We start from the raw sequence: 15656 nt of genomic DNA on the forward strand, positions 1-15656 counted from the left end.
ACAAAAAAAATCATTTGAAGCTTTATAGTGAATTATGTGCGAGAGGTGGATATTAATGAAGAAAAAAGTTGTACTAGTATTAGTGGATTCATTACTACCTGGACCACTTGAGCAAGCAATGAATGAAGGAAAGGCACCCAATCTTACAGCAATAGCGAAGTCTGGGAGCTTTATTAAAGAAGGAGTCACTGTGTTTCCGACCATGTCCTGCTCCATTGATACGTCATTAGTCACAGGTGTATTTCCAGATAAACACAAGATTCCTGGACTAGTCTGGTATGAAGCAAATGAAAACAGGGTCGTCAACTATGGCAGCTCCTTTGGTACTGTATGGCGTCTAGGATTCAAACAAGTGCTTGAAGACATATTATATAAATTAAATAAGGAGCACATGAGTGCTAAAGTTGAGACGATTTTTGAAAACCTGGAGCGTAAGGGAAGAACGGTAGCAAATATTAATATTGCAGCTTATCGCGGCAAGCAGAATCACGAGGTTAAACTACCTTTTTTAGTAAATGTTGCAAGCGGTTTTTCGCTAAAAGACCCTGTACGTGGATGTAAAAATTTAGCCTTGGGGAAAATCGTTAAACCAAAGCTCTCGAAGCCTTACGAGATGTTAGCACCTACTTCCCTGAGGAAACGTTATGGAATAAACGATGAGTACTCGATTGAGATTTTTATAGAGCTAATACGGCAAAACCAATTAGCTGATTTAACACTCATTTATCTTCCAGACCTAGATCAAAAAGTCCACAAGCACGGTACGAAAAACATGATTAAGGAAACAGAAAAAATTGATGAAAAAATCGGGAGGTTACTAAAACCTTTAGGCGGAGTAGATAAGGCGTTAGAAGAAACAATTTGGATTGTAATAAGTGATCATGGACAGACGGATATTGATAGTAATAAGAAAAATGCCTTAATACCATTACAGGATTTATTAAAAAAGTTTAAAATACATAACTTCCGTGAAAAAGTAAATTCTTCTGTCGATGACGTCGTAATTTGCAATAATGAGCGTGTTGCTTATATATATCCTTTCAGGTTAAAGAAGGATGATATTATTGAAGCGCTTAAACAGGATAGTAAAATAGATTGGATTGCTTATCCTGATGGGAATAAAGTGGTAGTAGAAAAGCGAGAGCAAAAAGATGGCTACTCTGATGATCTTAAGCTCATCTATAGTAAAGATGGTGAGTATGTAGATCCTTATAATCAGGAATGGGATATATTTGGCGACATGCGTGCATTGGATCTACATGTTGTAGGTAAACACTTGACTTATAAAAATTACCCAGATGCTCTGATGCGCCTATACGGTGCGATTTTTGCTCAACGCACTAAGGATGTATTAATTGTTACTGCAAAGCCAGGACATGAATTTGAATCACAGGGAAGTGCCAGCCATAATGGAGGTGCTAGTCACGGGTCGCTTCATCGTCAGGATTCTGAAATACCTATTATTATTGGTGGTACAGATAAAAAACCGAAGTACCCACGGATTGTAGATATGAAAAAGTTTCTAATGGACTTAATGCAATGATTAAAGACACTGCCTCGTTGGCAGTGTCTTTATAAGTAATACAAGTATTTTAGTTTTTATGCAGGGTTTGGAGCGTCAGTTGGGCAAACATCTTGGCAAGCACCACAGTCGATGCAAGTATCAGCATCAATTACGTGGATTGAGTCACCTTCAGTAATTGCGTCCACTGGGCAGCTGTCAACACAAGCACCACAGTTAATGCACTCTTCGTTAATTTCGTAAGCCATATGTAAGTTCCTCCTCTTTATCTATTTGTTATTTAAGTTATTACTACATAGAGCTTGAAAAGCTTGTATAAAATATAACTGAATCACTAGTAGGTTGTCAATCGTTAGTAAAATAGTCAACTTTAGAACAATGAAGCTCTATAAAAGCTAATATAATAGGCTTTTTAAGAGAATGTTGAATTTAAGTTAAAACTATGAATAAAAATTTATATTTAAATTTGCACATAACAATAGTTACTTTTGCTTTTAAAAACTCCTATATGGTATAATAATCAAATGATTTTACCAATGGAGGTGGATCCTTTGAGTATTACTGTGAAGGATGTTGAGCATGTTGCTAACTTAGCAAGACTTGAGCTGTCAGAAAAAGATAAAGAGTTATTTACAGAGCAGTTAAATTCGATTCTGGAGTTTGCAGAAAAATTGAATGAACTGGACACAGAGAATGTACCACCAACAAGCCACGTGCTCGATATAAAAAATGTTGTCCGCAAAGACGAGGTTAAGCAATCATTACCTAGGGAAGAAGCTCTGCGTAATGCACCAAGTCAAGAGGAAGGCCATTTTAAAGTACCAGCTATTATAGAGTAAGTTGGAAACTGGAAAAACTGAGAAAGCTAGAGTTTAAAGGAGGGACAGAATTTGTCTATCATAGAAAAGAGTATTCGTGAAATACATACATTACTACTAAATAAGGAAACAACGGTGTCAGAGCTTCTTAACACAGCTTGGAGCCGTATAGAAGAGACTGATAATAAGGTGAATGCCTTTGTTACTCTGAATAAGGAAAACGCACCACGCCGTGCAGATCAGCTTGAGCAAGAAATTGCAGACATAACAGACGTGGACGACCTTCCTATTTTGGCAGGTATTCCAGGTGGGATTAAGGACAATATCTGCACACAAGGTATGCCGACTACCTGTAGTAGTAAAATCCTTTCAGGCTATAAATCGCCATATAGCGCTACAGTTATGAAGCGACTACATGCTGCAGGAGCTGTTCCTGTTGGAAAGCTAAACATGGACGAATTTGCCATGGGAAGCTCAACGGAAAACTCATCGGTCCAGCTTACAAAAAACCCATGGAATCTTAACTACGTTCCAGGAGGATCTAGTGGTGGTTCAGCGGCGAGTGTAGCGGCTGGACAGGTTGTATTTTCATTAGGCTCAGATACCGGTGGCTCTATTCGACAGCCTGCAGCCTACTGTGGTGTTGTTGGATTGAAACCTACATATGGATTAGTATCACGTTATGGCTTAGTAGCTTATGCGTCATCATTAGATCAAATAGGACCAATTACGAGGAATGTTGAAGATACAGCAGATGTTTTACAGGCAATCGCTGGCTATGATGAGATGGACTCAACCTCAGCGAATGTGCCAATCACTAACTATCGAGAGGCACTTACGGGAGACATAAAAGGCTTAAAGATAGCTATTGCTCAAGAGTATATGGGTGAAGGAATTGACTCTCAGGTGCGAGAAGTAATTGAACAAGCAGTTAAGCAACTAGTTTCTTTGGGAGCAGAGGTTGAGTACGTGTCGCTGCCACATACAGAATACGCTTTACCTTGCTACTATCTATTAGCATCAGCTGAAGCATCCTCAAACTTAGCCCGTTACGATGGCGTGAAGTACGGTATCCGTGCTGAAGGTGTTAAGGATTTATTAGATATGTATAAGAAGACTCGTAGTGAAGGCTTTGGAGATGAAGTTAAGCGCCGTATCATGCTTGGAACATATGCTTTAAGCTCTGGCTACTATGACGCTTATTACCTGAAAGCACAAAAGGTACGTACTTTAATAAAGCAGGACTTTGATAATGTGTTTGCTAAATATGATATTATTATCGGGCCAACTGCACCAACTACAGCATTTAAAATTGGTGAAAAAACGTCTGACCCATTAACAATGTATCTAAATGATATTTGTACAATTCCAGTTAACCTGGCAGGACTTCCAGCAATCAGCATTCCGTGTGGATTTGTGAACGGTCTACCTGTTGGATTGCAGATTATTGGTAAAGCCTTTGATGAGTCAACTGTATTAAGAGCGGCACATGCATTTGAACAATCTACAAATTATCATAAACAACGCCCAACCCTATAGGTATATCCAGGAGGTGAATAAATTGAAATTCGAAACTGTAATTGGACTTGAAGTCCATGTTGAGCTACATACAAAGTCAAAAATCTTCTGCGGCTGCTCCACAGCATTTGGCGCACCTGCTAACAGTCATACATGCCCAATTTGTTTAGGACATCCAGGAGTTCTACCTGTTTTAAACGAGCAGGCGTTAAACTATGCAATCAAAGCATCCTTAGCGTTAAACTGCAAAATTAATCAAGAGAGTAAGTTCGACCGTAAAAACTATTTCTACCCAGATCTTCCAAAGGCTTGGCAAACGTCTCAATATGACAAACCTGTTGGAGAGCACGGATATATTGAGATAGACCTACCAAGTGGTGAAAAGAAACGCATCGGAATCACACGCGTGCACTTAGAGGAGGACGCTGGTAAATTAGTTCATGCCGAAGATGGCCGAGGCTCCCTGGTTGACTACAATCGGGTTGGTACACCACTGATTGAAATTGTATCAGAGCCAGATTTGCGTTCGCCAGAAGAAGCTCGTCTATACCTAGAGAAACTAAAAGCAATAATCCAATATTGTGATGTTTCCGACGTAAAAATGGAAGAAGGCAGCCTACGCTGTGATGCTAATGTTAGTATCCGACCATTCGGTCAGGAGAAGTTCGGCACTCGTGCAGAGCTGAAGAACATGAACAGCTTCCGTGGCGTACAAAAAGGTCTAGAATACGAAGAAAAACGTCAAGCAGCAGTAATCCTTGACGGCGAAGAAGTCGTACAGGAGACGAGACGCTGGGATGATAGCGCTGGCAAGACCTTTACTATGAGAAGCAAGGAAGAGGCCCATGATTATCGCTACTTCCCAGAGCCAGACCTAGTTAAGATGGAGATAACAGACGATTGGATTGAGCGACTGCGTGCAGAAATCCCAGAGCTACCAGATAAGCGCAAAGAACGCTATATGGCAGACTATGGATTATCTGCCTATGATGCGAGCGTTATTACATCATCGAGGGAAGTTGCTGAATTCTTTGATAGCACGATGGAGCATTGTAAGGATGCAAAATCAGCAGCAAACTGGATTCAAGGTGAATTGTTAGGATACCTAAATGCTAACAACTTAGAGCTTAAGAATATATCGCTGCAGCCAGAGAATCTAGGGAATATGATTGGTCTGATTGAAAAAGGAACCATCAGCACGAAAATAGCCAAAACCGTTTTCCAAGAAATGCTCACAAGCAACAAAGACCCTCAGGAAATCGTAAAGGAAAAAGGTCTCGAGCAAATTAGTGACGAGGGAGCAATCCTTGAGATTGTTAAAAAAGCAATTGCAGACAACCCGAAATCCGTAGAGGATTATAAGGCAGGTAAAGAGCAGGCAGTTGGCTTCTTTGTCGGTCAAGTGATGAAGGCAACCCGCGGTAAAGCGAATCCACAGATGGTTAACAAAATGATTGTTGAACAGCTAAAAAGTCTGTAATAGGCGGTGAAGTATATGGGGATGGTACGCACGGCGGGTCTGATTTTAATAGCTATAGGTTTTTTAGGATTTATGAGTACTAGTTTCTTTGCGTTGACGGGGACGTATATAAATCCTGCTATATATATAGTTTTGGGAGTATTGGGGGTAGTTGTCATATTTTCAAGTCTTATATACGAGCGTATACAGGACGAACGAAAGGACGATGACGATGATCTTAGTCAATACTGAAACAGTACCTGGTAAAAAGATAGTCGAGACAGTAGGCTATGTTAAAGGCAGTACCATTCAAGCCCGCCATATCGGGCAGGATGTACTAGCGAGCTTTCGTAACATCGTAGGTGGAGAAGTCAAAGAGTATACAGATTTAATGAATGAAGCGCGAAAAAAAGCTGTCGGTAGAATGGTTAAAGAAGCGAACGCCAGGGGAGCTAATGCTATTGTTAATATTCGTTTTATGACTGCGCAAATCGCTCAAGGTGCTGCTGAAATACTAGTATATGGCACGGCTGTAATCGTAAAGAACGAACATGCTTGAAAAAACAAAAGGTATTAATTATACTGCTTAACGTATCATAGGGGAAACGACTCACATAGCATATATAAAACTATGCTTACGAGTCGTTTTTCAAAACACAGAGGGGGAGATTTTTTTGCAACCAGTATATACACCAATAAGTTTTCTGAAAAGATTCCTCATAGGTCAAGAACAGAAGCTAACTGTGGCAGAACTAAAAGAGCAGTTAAAGGATTTTGATAGTTATTTTCAAAGTGCTTACAACATGGGATTAGAAGATTTAGTTGATACAACTATAGATCAAGAGGATTCTCCATTTATTATAGACGCTTCAAGCACAATTCTACTGCAGGAGTTTCCAATTAAGATGAATAATTTAGCATATGATTATCTAGTGCAAGTAGGTAAGCCGTTAACTAAAGATAAGATAATTAAACAATTATCTAAGCGTACAAAAACTCCATATAATCAGGTAGAAAAACAATTGAATTTGGAAAAAGATATGCGTTTTGTCGAAGTATATGGATGCGACCGCTGGTTACTAACAGAATGGGAAATCTGCAATGATCAAGTATATAATCTATTACGGGGTCGCGATAGTAAAGAAACTAATAGTACCCATGTCTATCAATTAATATCGACTAGAATCCAGTCCAAGGAAGGGCCAAGAAATATATGGTTGCCTGAAATGGACGAACGGTTTACGATATGTGAAAATGGGAAAGTATTTATTGAGGAGCTTGACGGGGAGGTAACTTGTATGAGAGATAACAACATAGAAAAACTGGACGCTACGGGCAATGAAGTTCATAAAAAAATAATTGAGCAGCTTGAGCAAGGTCTATATATTTTGAAAAAGCGCAACGAGCGTATGTCAGAAGAAGTTGTGCAGTTTTTTAATAATAACAATTTAGATGCAATCCATAAACTCATGGAGGAAAAAAAGGCTAACAAAGAACTACAGCATGATGTTAATAAGTTGATAGAAAAATGGAAAGTATAAATAATAAACGCTTCGATCGTCTACGTAAAGTCGTTGAAAAGCTCAAAGATAGAGAACTGACCTATGAATTAGATGTTCTAAATAGATTTGACATACTAGACATGGAAGGTATTGAAAAACTCTCCCGCGAGAGACAGTTGAAGCAGGAGCTGCGAAAGCAACTAGAGTTATTTATAGCAAAATATGAGCATAAAAACAAAAGCCTGTGAAAAAGTTATTTAAAAAAGTGACAAATTTTCAAAAGTGTGTTGAATACCACAGAAATGATTGTTGATGTATGCTAAAATACACTGAAGGTAGATGTTAAACATTTAAGGAGAGAGAATATGAGCAGTCTACAAGCACATACAAGAAATGGCTTCTCTATCTATCAGTGTAAAGCCGAAACTGATTGCTATAAATCGATTCATAACACAAGCTCCGTTGCTAAAAGAATAAAAAAATTAGTGACTGAGTTAAATTTAGATGAATTCATCCGTAATAAATTTGGTGACAGACTATCTAAGCATCATGTTTTTGACATTGTGTTCTCAGGCTGTCCGAATGGCTGTTCTAAGCCACAGATTAATGATATAGGTATTATGGGTCGATCCATTATCGCCATAAATCAAGCTGAATGCATTAGCTGCATGAAATGCATTCGCGCTTGTAAAGAGAATGCCCTGAAAATAGTAGAATCAGCTGTTATTGTCGACGATAAAGCTTGTGTAGGTTGTAGTGAATGTGTCCGCGCATGTCCAGTCGATGCAATTATTGAAACAAATAAAGGGTATAGAGTTATTGCTGGAGGGCGTCTAGGTAGACATCCACAGCTCGCCTTAGAGGTAGTTCCATTTGTGAATGAAGCAGAACTAGATTCGGTAGTTAGAGGTCTTATAGAGTATTTTAAGGAGTACGCAACCACTGAAGAACGACTTGCAGACACAATTGCTAGACTGGGTATAGAATCGGTACAACAATACCTACAGAAGAATTATTTACAGAAAAATACTGAAGAGCAATCAGCATAGAAAGTTAATAGATTACTGCAAGAGCGCATGTGTAAGCGCTCTTTTTTATGCTGTAGTATATTGACTAAAGTTAGTCGCCATGCTATAATCATGAAAATGATAATTGTTATCACAAAAAGACGGTGGAGGCTTGCATATGGTTAAAAAGGTAGCGTCAAAATGTAACTGCAAGAATTGTCAATGCCACAAAGGTGGCTGCGGGTGCAATAGTAAGTAATAATTGATATACTATGCTGTTGAAAAGAATAAAAAATACTAAAGAAACCTGTAGTTGGTTTCTTTTTTTATATTAGATGAACTGGGATAGAATTGTATCTTATATATAATATCATGTATACTAAGGCTAGAAAATAGTCACTGTTTAGTGGATGTTTATAAAAGGGGTCGTTGTTAAGATGAACAGACAAATTCCTGTGCAAAAAAATCAAACAATTGAATTACATATACATACACTTGGACACGATGGTCAAGGGATTGGAAGATACGAGGATTTTACAGTTTTTGTTCCTGAAGCATTACCAGGAGAATACATACAAGCAAAGATTATAAAAGTTCAAAAAAATTATGCGGTTGGAAAGTTACTAGAGATCTCTGATAATAAAACAGCCTCATTAAGAGTTGACCCACTATGCGGAATTGCAAAGCGGTGCGGAGGGTGTCAATTACAGCATATGGACTATCAAGCTCAACTCTTGTTCAAGCAGCAACTTGTTATAGATAATCTAGAGAGAATCGGGAAATTTAAGGACATTCAAGTTCATCCGACAATCGGAATGGAAAATCCATGGAGCTATCGGAACAAAGCTCAGGTTCCTATAGGCTCTACTGATTCTGAGGCTGGTCTAATCAGTGGATTTTATGCTGCTAAAAGCCATGAAATTATACCCTTTGATAGCTGTGCAATCCAGCATTCACAAAACGACGAGCTTGTACTTGCCGTGAGAAAAATCGCTGAGAAATATGGTGTTTCGGCATATAATGAGAAGCTACACAAAGGCTTGTTAAGACATATTGTTGTTCGAACTGCTTTTACGACCAATGAAGTAATGGTTGTCATAGTCGTTAATGGGAAATCAATGCCGCATCAAGATAAGATTATAAATGAAATTGCTACTTTGTCAGCAAACATAAAAAGCATATGCTTAAGTATTAATACGAAGAAAACGAACGTAATCTTTGGTGAGCAAACGAAGGTACTATATGGATCTGATAAAATATTTGACTACATTGGAGATATTCGTTTTGGCATCTCGGCAAGATCTTTCTATCAGGTCAATCCAGTTCAGACGGAAGTTTTATATACAAAAGCATTAGAATACGCGGCGCTTACGGGGAAAGAAACAGTTATTGACGCCTATTGTGGTATAGGGACTATCACTTTGTTTCTTGCACAAAAAGCAAAGAAAGTCTACGGTGTTGAAATTGTCCCAGAAGCAATTGAAGACGCTAAATATAATGCAGAAATCAACGGCATAACCAATGTGGAATTTGCCGTAGCTAAGGCGGAAGATTGGATTCCTAAGCTATCCATTCGTCCAGAAGTCATAGTGGTTGACCCACCTAGAAAGGGCTGCGACCAAGCTTTACTAGATACAATTATAGATATGAGACCAAAGCGAGTCGTCTATGTTTCCTGTAATCCTAGCACATTAGCAAGAGATTTACGGATTTTAGCAGATGGCGGGTATGAGCTTAAAGAGGTGCAACCAGTTGATATGTTCCCACATACCACACATGTGGAGTGCGTAGTCTTGATGTCAAGGGTAGATAAATAGAAAGGAAGAAAGAGCTTATAAATAAAGGGTTTCAAGATATTGAGTTTTTCTCATGGCTGTTTTGCTAGAGCGGCTCATATCAGGAAACCCTTATTTTTATTGTTAGTGGCAAATTATCAAAAGCTGTGAAAGAAAATTATGACAAGAGTGCAATACTAGAGCTAGTGAGAATTGTGGTATATCTAAGGTTTACATCCTGATACTTTAACAGTTATTACTTTCCCTTCAAACCATTATACATTAGCTTACCTATATCAATTCTCTGATTAATCGTAAGGGGAGTTGATAGAATTCCGCTAATGGCCTGAACATACATAAGTATTGACTCCGTTGACAACTCACTGTCAATCTCACCTTCAAGTTTGCCCTGTTCTATAAATTCAACAAATAGGGGTTTAATTTTTGTATCACCATATGCTTTTAAAAATTGCTGCATCTGAGGTGAGGAGATTAATTCATTGCTCATAAGACCATCTGTTTCTCCAGTTATAAGTTCTCCCAAGGATTTCATGTTTTCTATATGAATCATATTTAGTTTCTCCTTATATGACAGATCACTAGTCATAAAGGTTTTAAATTCTAATGCTTTTTTGTCCATATAATCAAACATAACTTGTCTAGCAAGCTCTTCCTTGCTACCAAAATAATTATATATACTAACCTTTGAAACATTAGCTTTTTCAGCTATATCAGTAATTTTCACAGCAGCAAATCCATCTTTTGCAAAAAGTGTAAACGCTGCAGATAAAATATCTTTCATTTTTTCTTGCCTTCGCAATTCAAAACCATTCATATATTTCACCTCAAATTTATTATATCAAAAATTTGAACTGAATCAATAAATTAGTTCATATTTATATTGACAAATATATATGTCGGATATATTATGAACTTCTAGTGATGAATAGTTCATATAATTTTTTGAAAAAAGCCGAAGTTAAAGGTGATATAGAACAACGAAATAAGCTAGCGCAGGAGTTGTAAACCCATGCATCATAAAAAAGCAAATACATTAAAAAGGAGAAGGAGAGCTATGATTATAGTTGGTACTATTTTTTTAACGATTTTAGCAGGATTAACAATTTGGATTTTAATAGCAGGTCCAAAACTCCCGCCAGAAACGGACGCTATTATTGATGAGGTACTAAATAATGAGTTACCCGAACTATTTGTGGGTAAAACAGGTGTTGTTACATCAGATGGTTTGGATATTTGGTATGAGTGTATTTCTCCTGAAGGTCAGTCGAAAGGGACTGTTTTGCTTAACATTGGAATGGGAGGCAGTGCTTTAGATTGGCCTCCAAAATTTGTGCGGGAATTTGTTGACTCCGGCTATCAAGTAATTCGTTACGACCAAAGAGGAACAGGGATGTCTGATTGGGTTGCTGATTGGGATAATAAAAATCCATATTCGTTAGTAGATATGGCAGGAGATGCTGTTGCGGTACTAGATTCGCTTGAAATAAATGAAGCACATATTGTTGGTCTGTCTATGGGAGGAATGATATCCCAAGAAATTGCTATCAATCATCCTGATAGGGTTACCACTCTTACGCTGATGTTGACAACGGGTCATCATATAGATCCTGAATTACCAGGACTAACCTCACGTTACTTTATTAGTTCTATGGTAAAGGGAATTCCATTTTTAAAGTATCGTATAGCAGGCGGTGAGAAAAATTTGATTAAGGGACGGATTGCGCAAACAATTAGTGGGTTAGGATATGACGTTGACATCAAAGAAATTGCTGAGGTGGCTTTATATGATCTTCGAAAGCGAAAGGGTTTTAACTTTAAGGGAGTATTACAACATAGAAAAGCTGTGGACGTTACCCCATCACGATATGAAAAACTAGAAACGGTAGATATTCCTACTCTTGTAATCCATGGAACTGAAGACCAATTTATGCCAATTGAACATGGAAAGAAGCTCGTAGAAATAATACCAAATGCAAAGGGCTTGTGGATCGATGATATGGGCCATATTTTTCCATTTACCGACATGGATGAGATAATGAAAGATATTATCAGGCATTTAGAGACTGTAAAATAAACTGTGTAAAACAAAATGCCAAGGGATCGTTGGAATATCGGATTTAACAAAGTTTTAAGCAATATAGAAATATTTAGATGCTGGCCGTTAAGCGTTGGCATCTCTTTTTTTCTTTTTTTGGAAACATATCTATAGCTTTGACAACGATTCCGTCGCAAGGTGCATATACATCTGCAAGCGGATTGCCTTTGCTTTTGAACGATATGTTGAAATCTAAAAATTACTTTTTCTCTAGTATTTGAGTAGATATCTAATGAAGTTAAGTTTACAATTGTAAAGAATACTAACGTGATATTTATAAAAGTAAAGATGCGTGAAATTTAGAGGTTATGTCAATATGTCTAAATATTAGAACAAACCTAGAGGAACATCCAGATATCAATTTAAGAAGATTAGCTGATATAGAAAATTATTTTAAACAGTTGGCTGAATTACATAATAATTTATACAATATTACCAAGCAGAAACAAATGGGATTAGATGCTAAACTAAGATGGAACAATACAATTCTTAAAAGACGAGAGGAGCTCGAAAAACAACTTCTATACCATTATAATAAAGTGAAAAGTGAGACTTCAGAAATGAAGCAGCACTTAGATCAGTTAATTAGTAGTAGCAAAGGTTCATTTATTAATGAAAATATTGACTTGCAAGTAGAGTATGATGAGGAAGGAAATATTGTAGAAATACAAAGATTAAAACGGGTAAATTAAATAACGCATATGTATAGTTATGATATCTTTTGAGTCTTAACGAATATTGAAATGGGGGAGAAACATGGGTATTTGTATTACGGTTATCTTAAAAGAGGTTAGAGGATTTGACAGATCATTTCAGCTTATGTATCAACCTAATCCTATCTGGACTCAGAATGAAAATTGGATCTCAAAAGATACTAGTAGAATAGGCTTTGATTTAAATGGTAGATTTGAATAGCTTTTGAACTACTGTCAGAAAAATAATCATGTTATTTCAGATGATAAAGAGTGCGTAGTATGTTATAGAAAAGAGTTTAAAAAGTATTCGTCAGAAGAAATTAAAGGATTAATTGAAGATGTTGAGCGAAACGGTTTTAAGTACACAGTAGTCGAATACTAGAAATAAATACAATAATTAAAACAGCACCTAGATTTTAATTAAGGTGCTGTTTTAATTATAGCTATTGAGTATGCCAATAAGATAGAAAAAGCGCCTAGAAACTATTAACGTATAACAAGAAATATTGTATAATGTGATGAAAGGAGTTGGAACAAATGGACAAGAAGCAAATAGCGGAAAATCTATGTAATTCTACCGAAGCGGCAGAGATATTAAATGTTACTCGTAGTCGTGTCAATCAATTAGTTGATCAAGGCAAACTTCTACCTTTGCGAGAGTTTTCAAAAGACAAGGTGTTTTGGAAGCCTGACGTGGAAGCTCTAGCTCCAGAACTTGAAAAATTAAGAAAGAAGTATAGACCATATGAATAGATACATAATGACTCTTGAAGAATTAGAAAGATATTTAGTTATAGATGACTTCACTTTTAGTTATAAGGGCAAGGATTATTTTATTTGCCCTTTAGACGGAGTGTTTTCAACAGGCGAGTTTGATAAAGAACCTTTTGATTATAAAACTTTTGATGACCTTATCAATGATTTCCTACTCGAAGGAAAACCATTAAAAGATGTTATCGGCGATATTGAACCACATTAATAATAGTGCTTTATGCGATGTTAGGAAAAGAACTATTTTATAAGGAGAAGAAAACATGCAAATTGCACTTACTAAAAAACTATCGGAGGCCATGGGCATAAATCCTCCAGCGGTACATGAAGATGGAAATCCGCTTTTTTCTTGGACAGCAAATTGGACAAAGGTTTGGGATAATCGTAGAGTAGAGGATATGCTTGTGCTGGTTAACAATGCAACGCGCTTTACCGTTGCAATTTACCAAGTAAAGCGAAAGGATTTAAAAAATGTAGCAGAAATGATGAGAACGGCCATTTCAAATACACTTCTGTCCATGAATTTAAACCCAGATCTAGTACAGGAATATATGCAATTGGCGGGCGAGGTGGAGTTCGCGCAAAATCGTAACAGACAGACAGCGGCGTGGATAACAAAAGCGGGACAGGAATGTGCTTTTCATGTTGGGAATGAATATAATGGCATTGCAAAAATGTTTAGTGATACAGTTGGACTTTCTGCAAATTACCGCATTGTCAATTATTCTGGCAATAATTACGAGGGGTTCTACCCTTACAAATCAATGATTAATGCACTTTCTGAACTTACAGGAAAGCAAGCCTATAAATATCGTGCCTTTGAATTGATGATTACACTTGATTTGGAAGTATACAAAGCGGAGCGGAGAATTATTGTACCTGCTGATATAGAATTTACACGCTTACACAAGGTGTTGCAGTCGGTCTTTGACTGGGAGAACTGTCACTTATATGACTTTACTATCTCTGATGACAACAATGGTGTAACGGTTTCCAGACTGGTTCCATTTGAGGAGGATCTGGAGTACGATGAGAACGCTACTTTAATGAAAGGGCATACCTTATCGGAGTTTTTTCCAGAGTGCAAGCATATGATCTATACTTATGATATGGGGGATAACTGGGAACATGAAATCAAGTTTGTTCGTGTGATCGAGGAGCATGACAAGGAATCGCCCTATTTGCTAGAAGCAAGTGGTCAAACACCCCCTGAGGATGTGGGCGGTGTGGGAGGATTTGTGAGCTTCCGAGAAATTATGCTGAATCCGAATCACCCAGAATATGGCGAAATGAAGGAATGGGCAAAATATTGGACAATAGAGCTCGTTGATTGGAAAAGCCGTCCTAGAGTCATTATGGTATAGTTGCTCACTTCCCAACCATAAGCAAGTGAGTTATAGGAGGCTAGAGAATATGGTAAAGAAAAATGAGATTACAATCCGTAGTTCTGCCGCTGAGTATCTGACTTTTGTTGCTTCAACGGGAGAAAACCAGGACAACTTTGAAATACGATATGAAGATGAAAATATATGGCTGACACAGAAAATAATGGCTGTATTATATGGTGTTTCGATATCTGCAATCAACCAACATCTAAAAAAGATATTTGATGATGGTGAGTTGGTGGAGGATTCAGTTATTAAGAAATACTTAATAACTGCCGATGATGGGAAGCAGTACAAGACAAAACACTACAATTTGCAAGCAATTATTGCCGTTGGATTTAAAGTGAACAATGATTGTGCAGTTCGTTTTCGAAAATGGTCGGGTCAAATTGTCAAGGATTATACCATTCAAGGCTGGACAATGGATAAGGAACGTCTGAAAAAAGGACATATGTTCACCGATGAATATTTTGAGCGACAATTGCAAAATATTCGTGAAATACGCCTTTCTGAGCGTAAATTCTATCAAAAAATAACAGACTTGTATGCCACCGCCTTTGATTATGATAAGGATGCAAACACAACCAGGCGTTTTTTTCAGACAGTTCAAAATAAGATGCATTGGGCTGTGCACAGACATACTGCAGCAGAGCTAATTGTTGAACGTGCGGATGCAGAAAAAGAAAACATGGGCTTGACTACTTGGGAATCAGCTCCAGATGGAAAAATCGTAAAAGCGGATGTATCGATTGCTAAAAACTATTTAAACGATAAAGAAATGACCTACATGGAGAGAATTGTATCGCTCTATCTTGATTACGCAGAGCTACAGGCTGAACGTCAGATTCCAATGAGTATGGAGGATTGGGCTAAACGACTGGATGGTTTTATGGAGTTTAATGGTAATGAGATATTGACAGATATAGGGAAGGTTAGTGCAGAACAAGCCAAGCTTCATGCGGAAACTCAATTTGAAAAGTATCGTATTGTGCAAGATAGATTGTTTATGTCTGATTACGATAAGTTCTTGCTTAAGTTTGAAGAGCAGACAAAAAAGAAATAATTGAAAGAACCTGTGTTTATAATTC

The 15656-nt window shown here is 37.5% G+C and carries 19 protein-coding genes; 17 read left to right on the forward strand and 2 right to left on the reverse strand.

Features of this window, described 5'->3' with window-relative positions; translation table 11 throughout:
- Window positions 1-55 precede the first annotated feature (55 nt).
- On the forward strand, window positions 56-1543 hold the full coding sequence (locus BHF68_RS07735; protein ID WP_069643077.1) for an alkaline phosphatase family protein: 1488 nt from the start codon (window positions 56-58) through the stop codon (window positions 1541-1543).
- A gap of 56 nt (window positions 1544-1599) precedes the next feature.
- Here BHF68_RS07735 and fdxA read toward each other — a convergent pair whose 3' ends face one another.
- Window positions 1600-1770, reverse strand: coding sequence for a 4Fe-4S ferredoxin (gene fdxA / locus BHF68_RS07740; RefSeq protein WP_069643078.1), 171 nt, complete (start codon window positions 1768-1770; stop codon window positions 1600-1602).
- 303 nt (window positions 1771-2073) lie between these two features.
- On the opposite strand from fdxA, the gene gatC reads away from it, so the two are divergent.
- The 9 genes from gatC (at window position 2074) to rlmD (ending at window position 9643) form a co-directional block, all read left to right on the forward strand.
- A complete protein-coding gene (gatC, locus tag BHF68_RS07745) occupies window positions 2074-2361 on the forward strand; it encodes an Asp-tRNA(Asn)/Glu-tRNA(Gln) amidotransferase subunit GatC (protein WP_069643079.1) in 288 nt (95 codons plus the stop codon).
- A 51-nt stretch (window positions 2362-2412) separates the two neighbouring features.
- A complete protein-coding gene (gene gatA, locus BHF68_RS07750; protein WP_069643080.1) occupies window positions 2413-3879 on the forward strand; it encodes an Asp-tRNA(Asn)/Glu-tRNA(Gln) amidotransferase subunit GatA in 1467 nt (488 codons plus the stop codon).
- Between the two features lie 13 nt (window positions 3880-3892).
- Window positions 3893-5338 carry an Asp-tRNA(Asn)/Glu-tRNA(Gln) amidotransferase subunit GatB gene (gene gatB / locus BHF68_RS07755; protein ID WP_367114264.1) on the forward strand — a complete coding sequence of 482 codons (1446 nt, stop codon included), beginning with the start codon at window positions 3893-3895 and terminating at the stop codon, window positions 5336-5338.
- 15 nt (window positions 5339-5353) lie between these two features.
- On the forward strand, window positions 5354-5569 hold the full coding sequence (locus BHF68_RS07760) for a hypothetical protein (RefSeq protein WP_069643081.1): 216 nt from the start codon (window positions 5354-5356) through the stop codon (window positions 5567-5569).
- Window positions 5550-5876: a YbjQ family protein gene (locus BHF68_RS07765; RefSeq protein ID WP_069643082.1), complete on the forward strand. Its 327-nt coding sequence runs from the start codon at window positions 5550-5552 to the stop codon at window positions 5874-5876. Before BHF68_RS07760 ends, BHF68_RS07765 begins: the two co-directional genes overlap by 20 nt.
- Window positions 5877-5991: 115 nt before the next feature.
- Window positions 5992-6858: a hypothetical protein gene (locus tag BHF68_RS07770; RefSeq protein WP_069643083.1), complete on the forward strand. Its 867-nt coding sequence runs from the start codon at window positions 5992-5994 to the stop codon at window positions 6856-6858.
- Window positions 6846-7067 carry a hypothetical protein gene (locus tag BHF68_RS07775; protein ID WP_069643084.1) on the forward strand — a complete coding sequence of 74 codons (222 nt, stop codon included), beginning with the start codon at window positions 6846-6848 and terminating at the stop codon, window positions 7065-7067. Before BHF68_RS07770 ends, BHF68_RS07775 begins: the two co-directional genes overlap by 13 nt.
- A gap of 117 nt (window positions 7068-7184) precedes the next feature.
- Complete coding sequence (locus BHF68_RS07780) at window positions 7185-7868, forward strand: 4Fe-4S dicluster domain-containing protein (RefSeq protein WP_069643085.1); 684 nt, start codon at window positions 7185-7187, stop codon at window positions 7866-7868.
- 395 nt (window positions 7869-8263) lie between these two features.
- The gene (gene rlmD, locus BHF68_RS07785) at window positions 8264-9643 is read left to right on the forward strand and encodes a 23S rRNA (uracil(1939)-C(5))-methyltransferase RlmD (RefSeq protein ID WP_069643086.1); all 1380 of its coding nucleotides are present in this window, start codon (window positions 8264-8266) and stop codon (window positions 9641-9643) included.
- Window positions 9644-9857: 214 nt separating this feature from the next.
- Here rlmD and BHF68_RS07790 read toward each other — a convergent pair whose 3' ends face one another.
- Window positions 9858-10436, reverse strand: coding sequence for a TetR/AcrR family transcriptional regulator (locus BHF68_RS07790; protein WP_069643087.1), 579 nt, complete (start codon window positions 10434-10436; stop codon window positions 9858-9860).
- A gap of 195 nt (window positions 10437-10631) precedes the next feature.
- Here BHF68_RS07790 and BHF68_RS07795 point away from each other — a divergent pair, with 195 nt between their 5' ends.
- The 7 genes from BHF68_RS07795 (at window position 10632) to BHF68_RS07820 (ending at window position 15631) form a co-directional block, all read left to right on the forward strand.
- Window positions 10632-11696: an alpha/beta fold hydrolase gene (locus tag BHF68_RS07795; RefSeq protein WP_069643088.1), complete on the forward strand. Its 1065-nt coding sequence runs from the start codon at window positions 10632-10634 to the stop codon at window positions 11694-11696.
- A gap of 329 nt (window positions 11697-12025) precedes the next feature.
- Window positions 12026-12409 (forward strand): hypothetical protein, encoded by a 384-nt coding sequence (locus BHF68_RS07800; protein ID WP_069643089.1) that lies wholly within the window; start codon window positions 12026-12028, stop codon window positions 12407-12409.
- Between the two features lie 64 nt (window positions 12410-12473).
- Window positions 12474-12632: a hypothetical protein gene (locus tag BHF68_RS15370; RefSeq protein WP_176719900.1), complete on the forward strand. Its 159-nt coding sequence runs from the start codon at window positions 12474-12476 to the stop codon at window positions 12630-12632.
- Between the two features lie 317 nt (window positions 12633-12949).
- Complete coding sequence (locus BHF68_RS07805; RefSeq protein WP_069643090.1) at window positions 12950-13165, forward strand: DNA-binding protein; 216 nt, start codon at window positions 12950-12952, stop codon at window positions 13163-13165.
- Window positions 13158-13391 carry a hypothetical protein gene (locus BHF68_RS07810; protein WP_069643091.1) on the forward strand — a complete coding sequence of 78 codons (234 nt, stop codon included), beginning with the start codon at window positions 13158-13160 and terminating at the stop codon, window positions 13389-13391. The genes BHF68_RS07805 and BHF68_RS07810 overlap by 8 nt, the downstream gene beginning before the upstream one ends.
- 55 nt (window positions 13392-13446) lie before the next feature.
- Window positions 13447-14547 carry a plasmid pRiA4b ORF-3 family protein gene (locus tag BHF68_RS07815; RefSeq protein ID WP_069643092.1) on the forward strand — a complete coding sequence of 367 codons (1101 nt, stop codon included), beginning with the start codon at window positions 13447-13449 and terminating at the stop codon, window positions 14545-14547.
- A 49-nt stretch (window positions 14548-14596) separates the two neighbouring features.
- A complete protein-coding gene (locus BHF68_RS07820; RefSeq protein WP_069643093.1) occupies window positions 14597-15631 on the forward strand; it encodes a virulence RhuM family protein in 1035 nt (344 codons plus the stop codon).
- Window positions 15632-15656: the final 25 nt, after the last annotated feature.

The sequence above is a fragment of the Desulfuribacillus alkaliarsenatis genome, assembly GCF_001730225.1.
GTDB lineage: Bacteria > Bacillota > Bacilli > Desulfuribacillales > Desulfuribacillaceae > Desulfuribacillus > Desulfuribacillus alkaliarsenatis.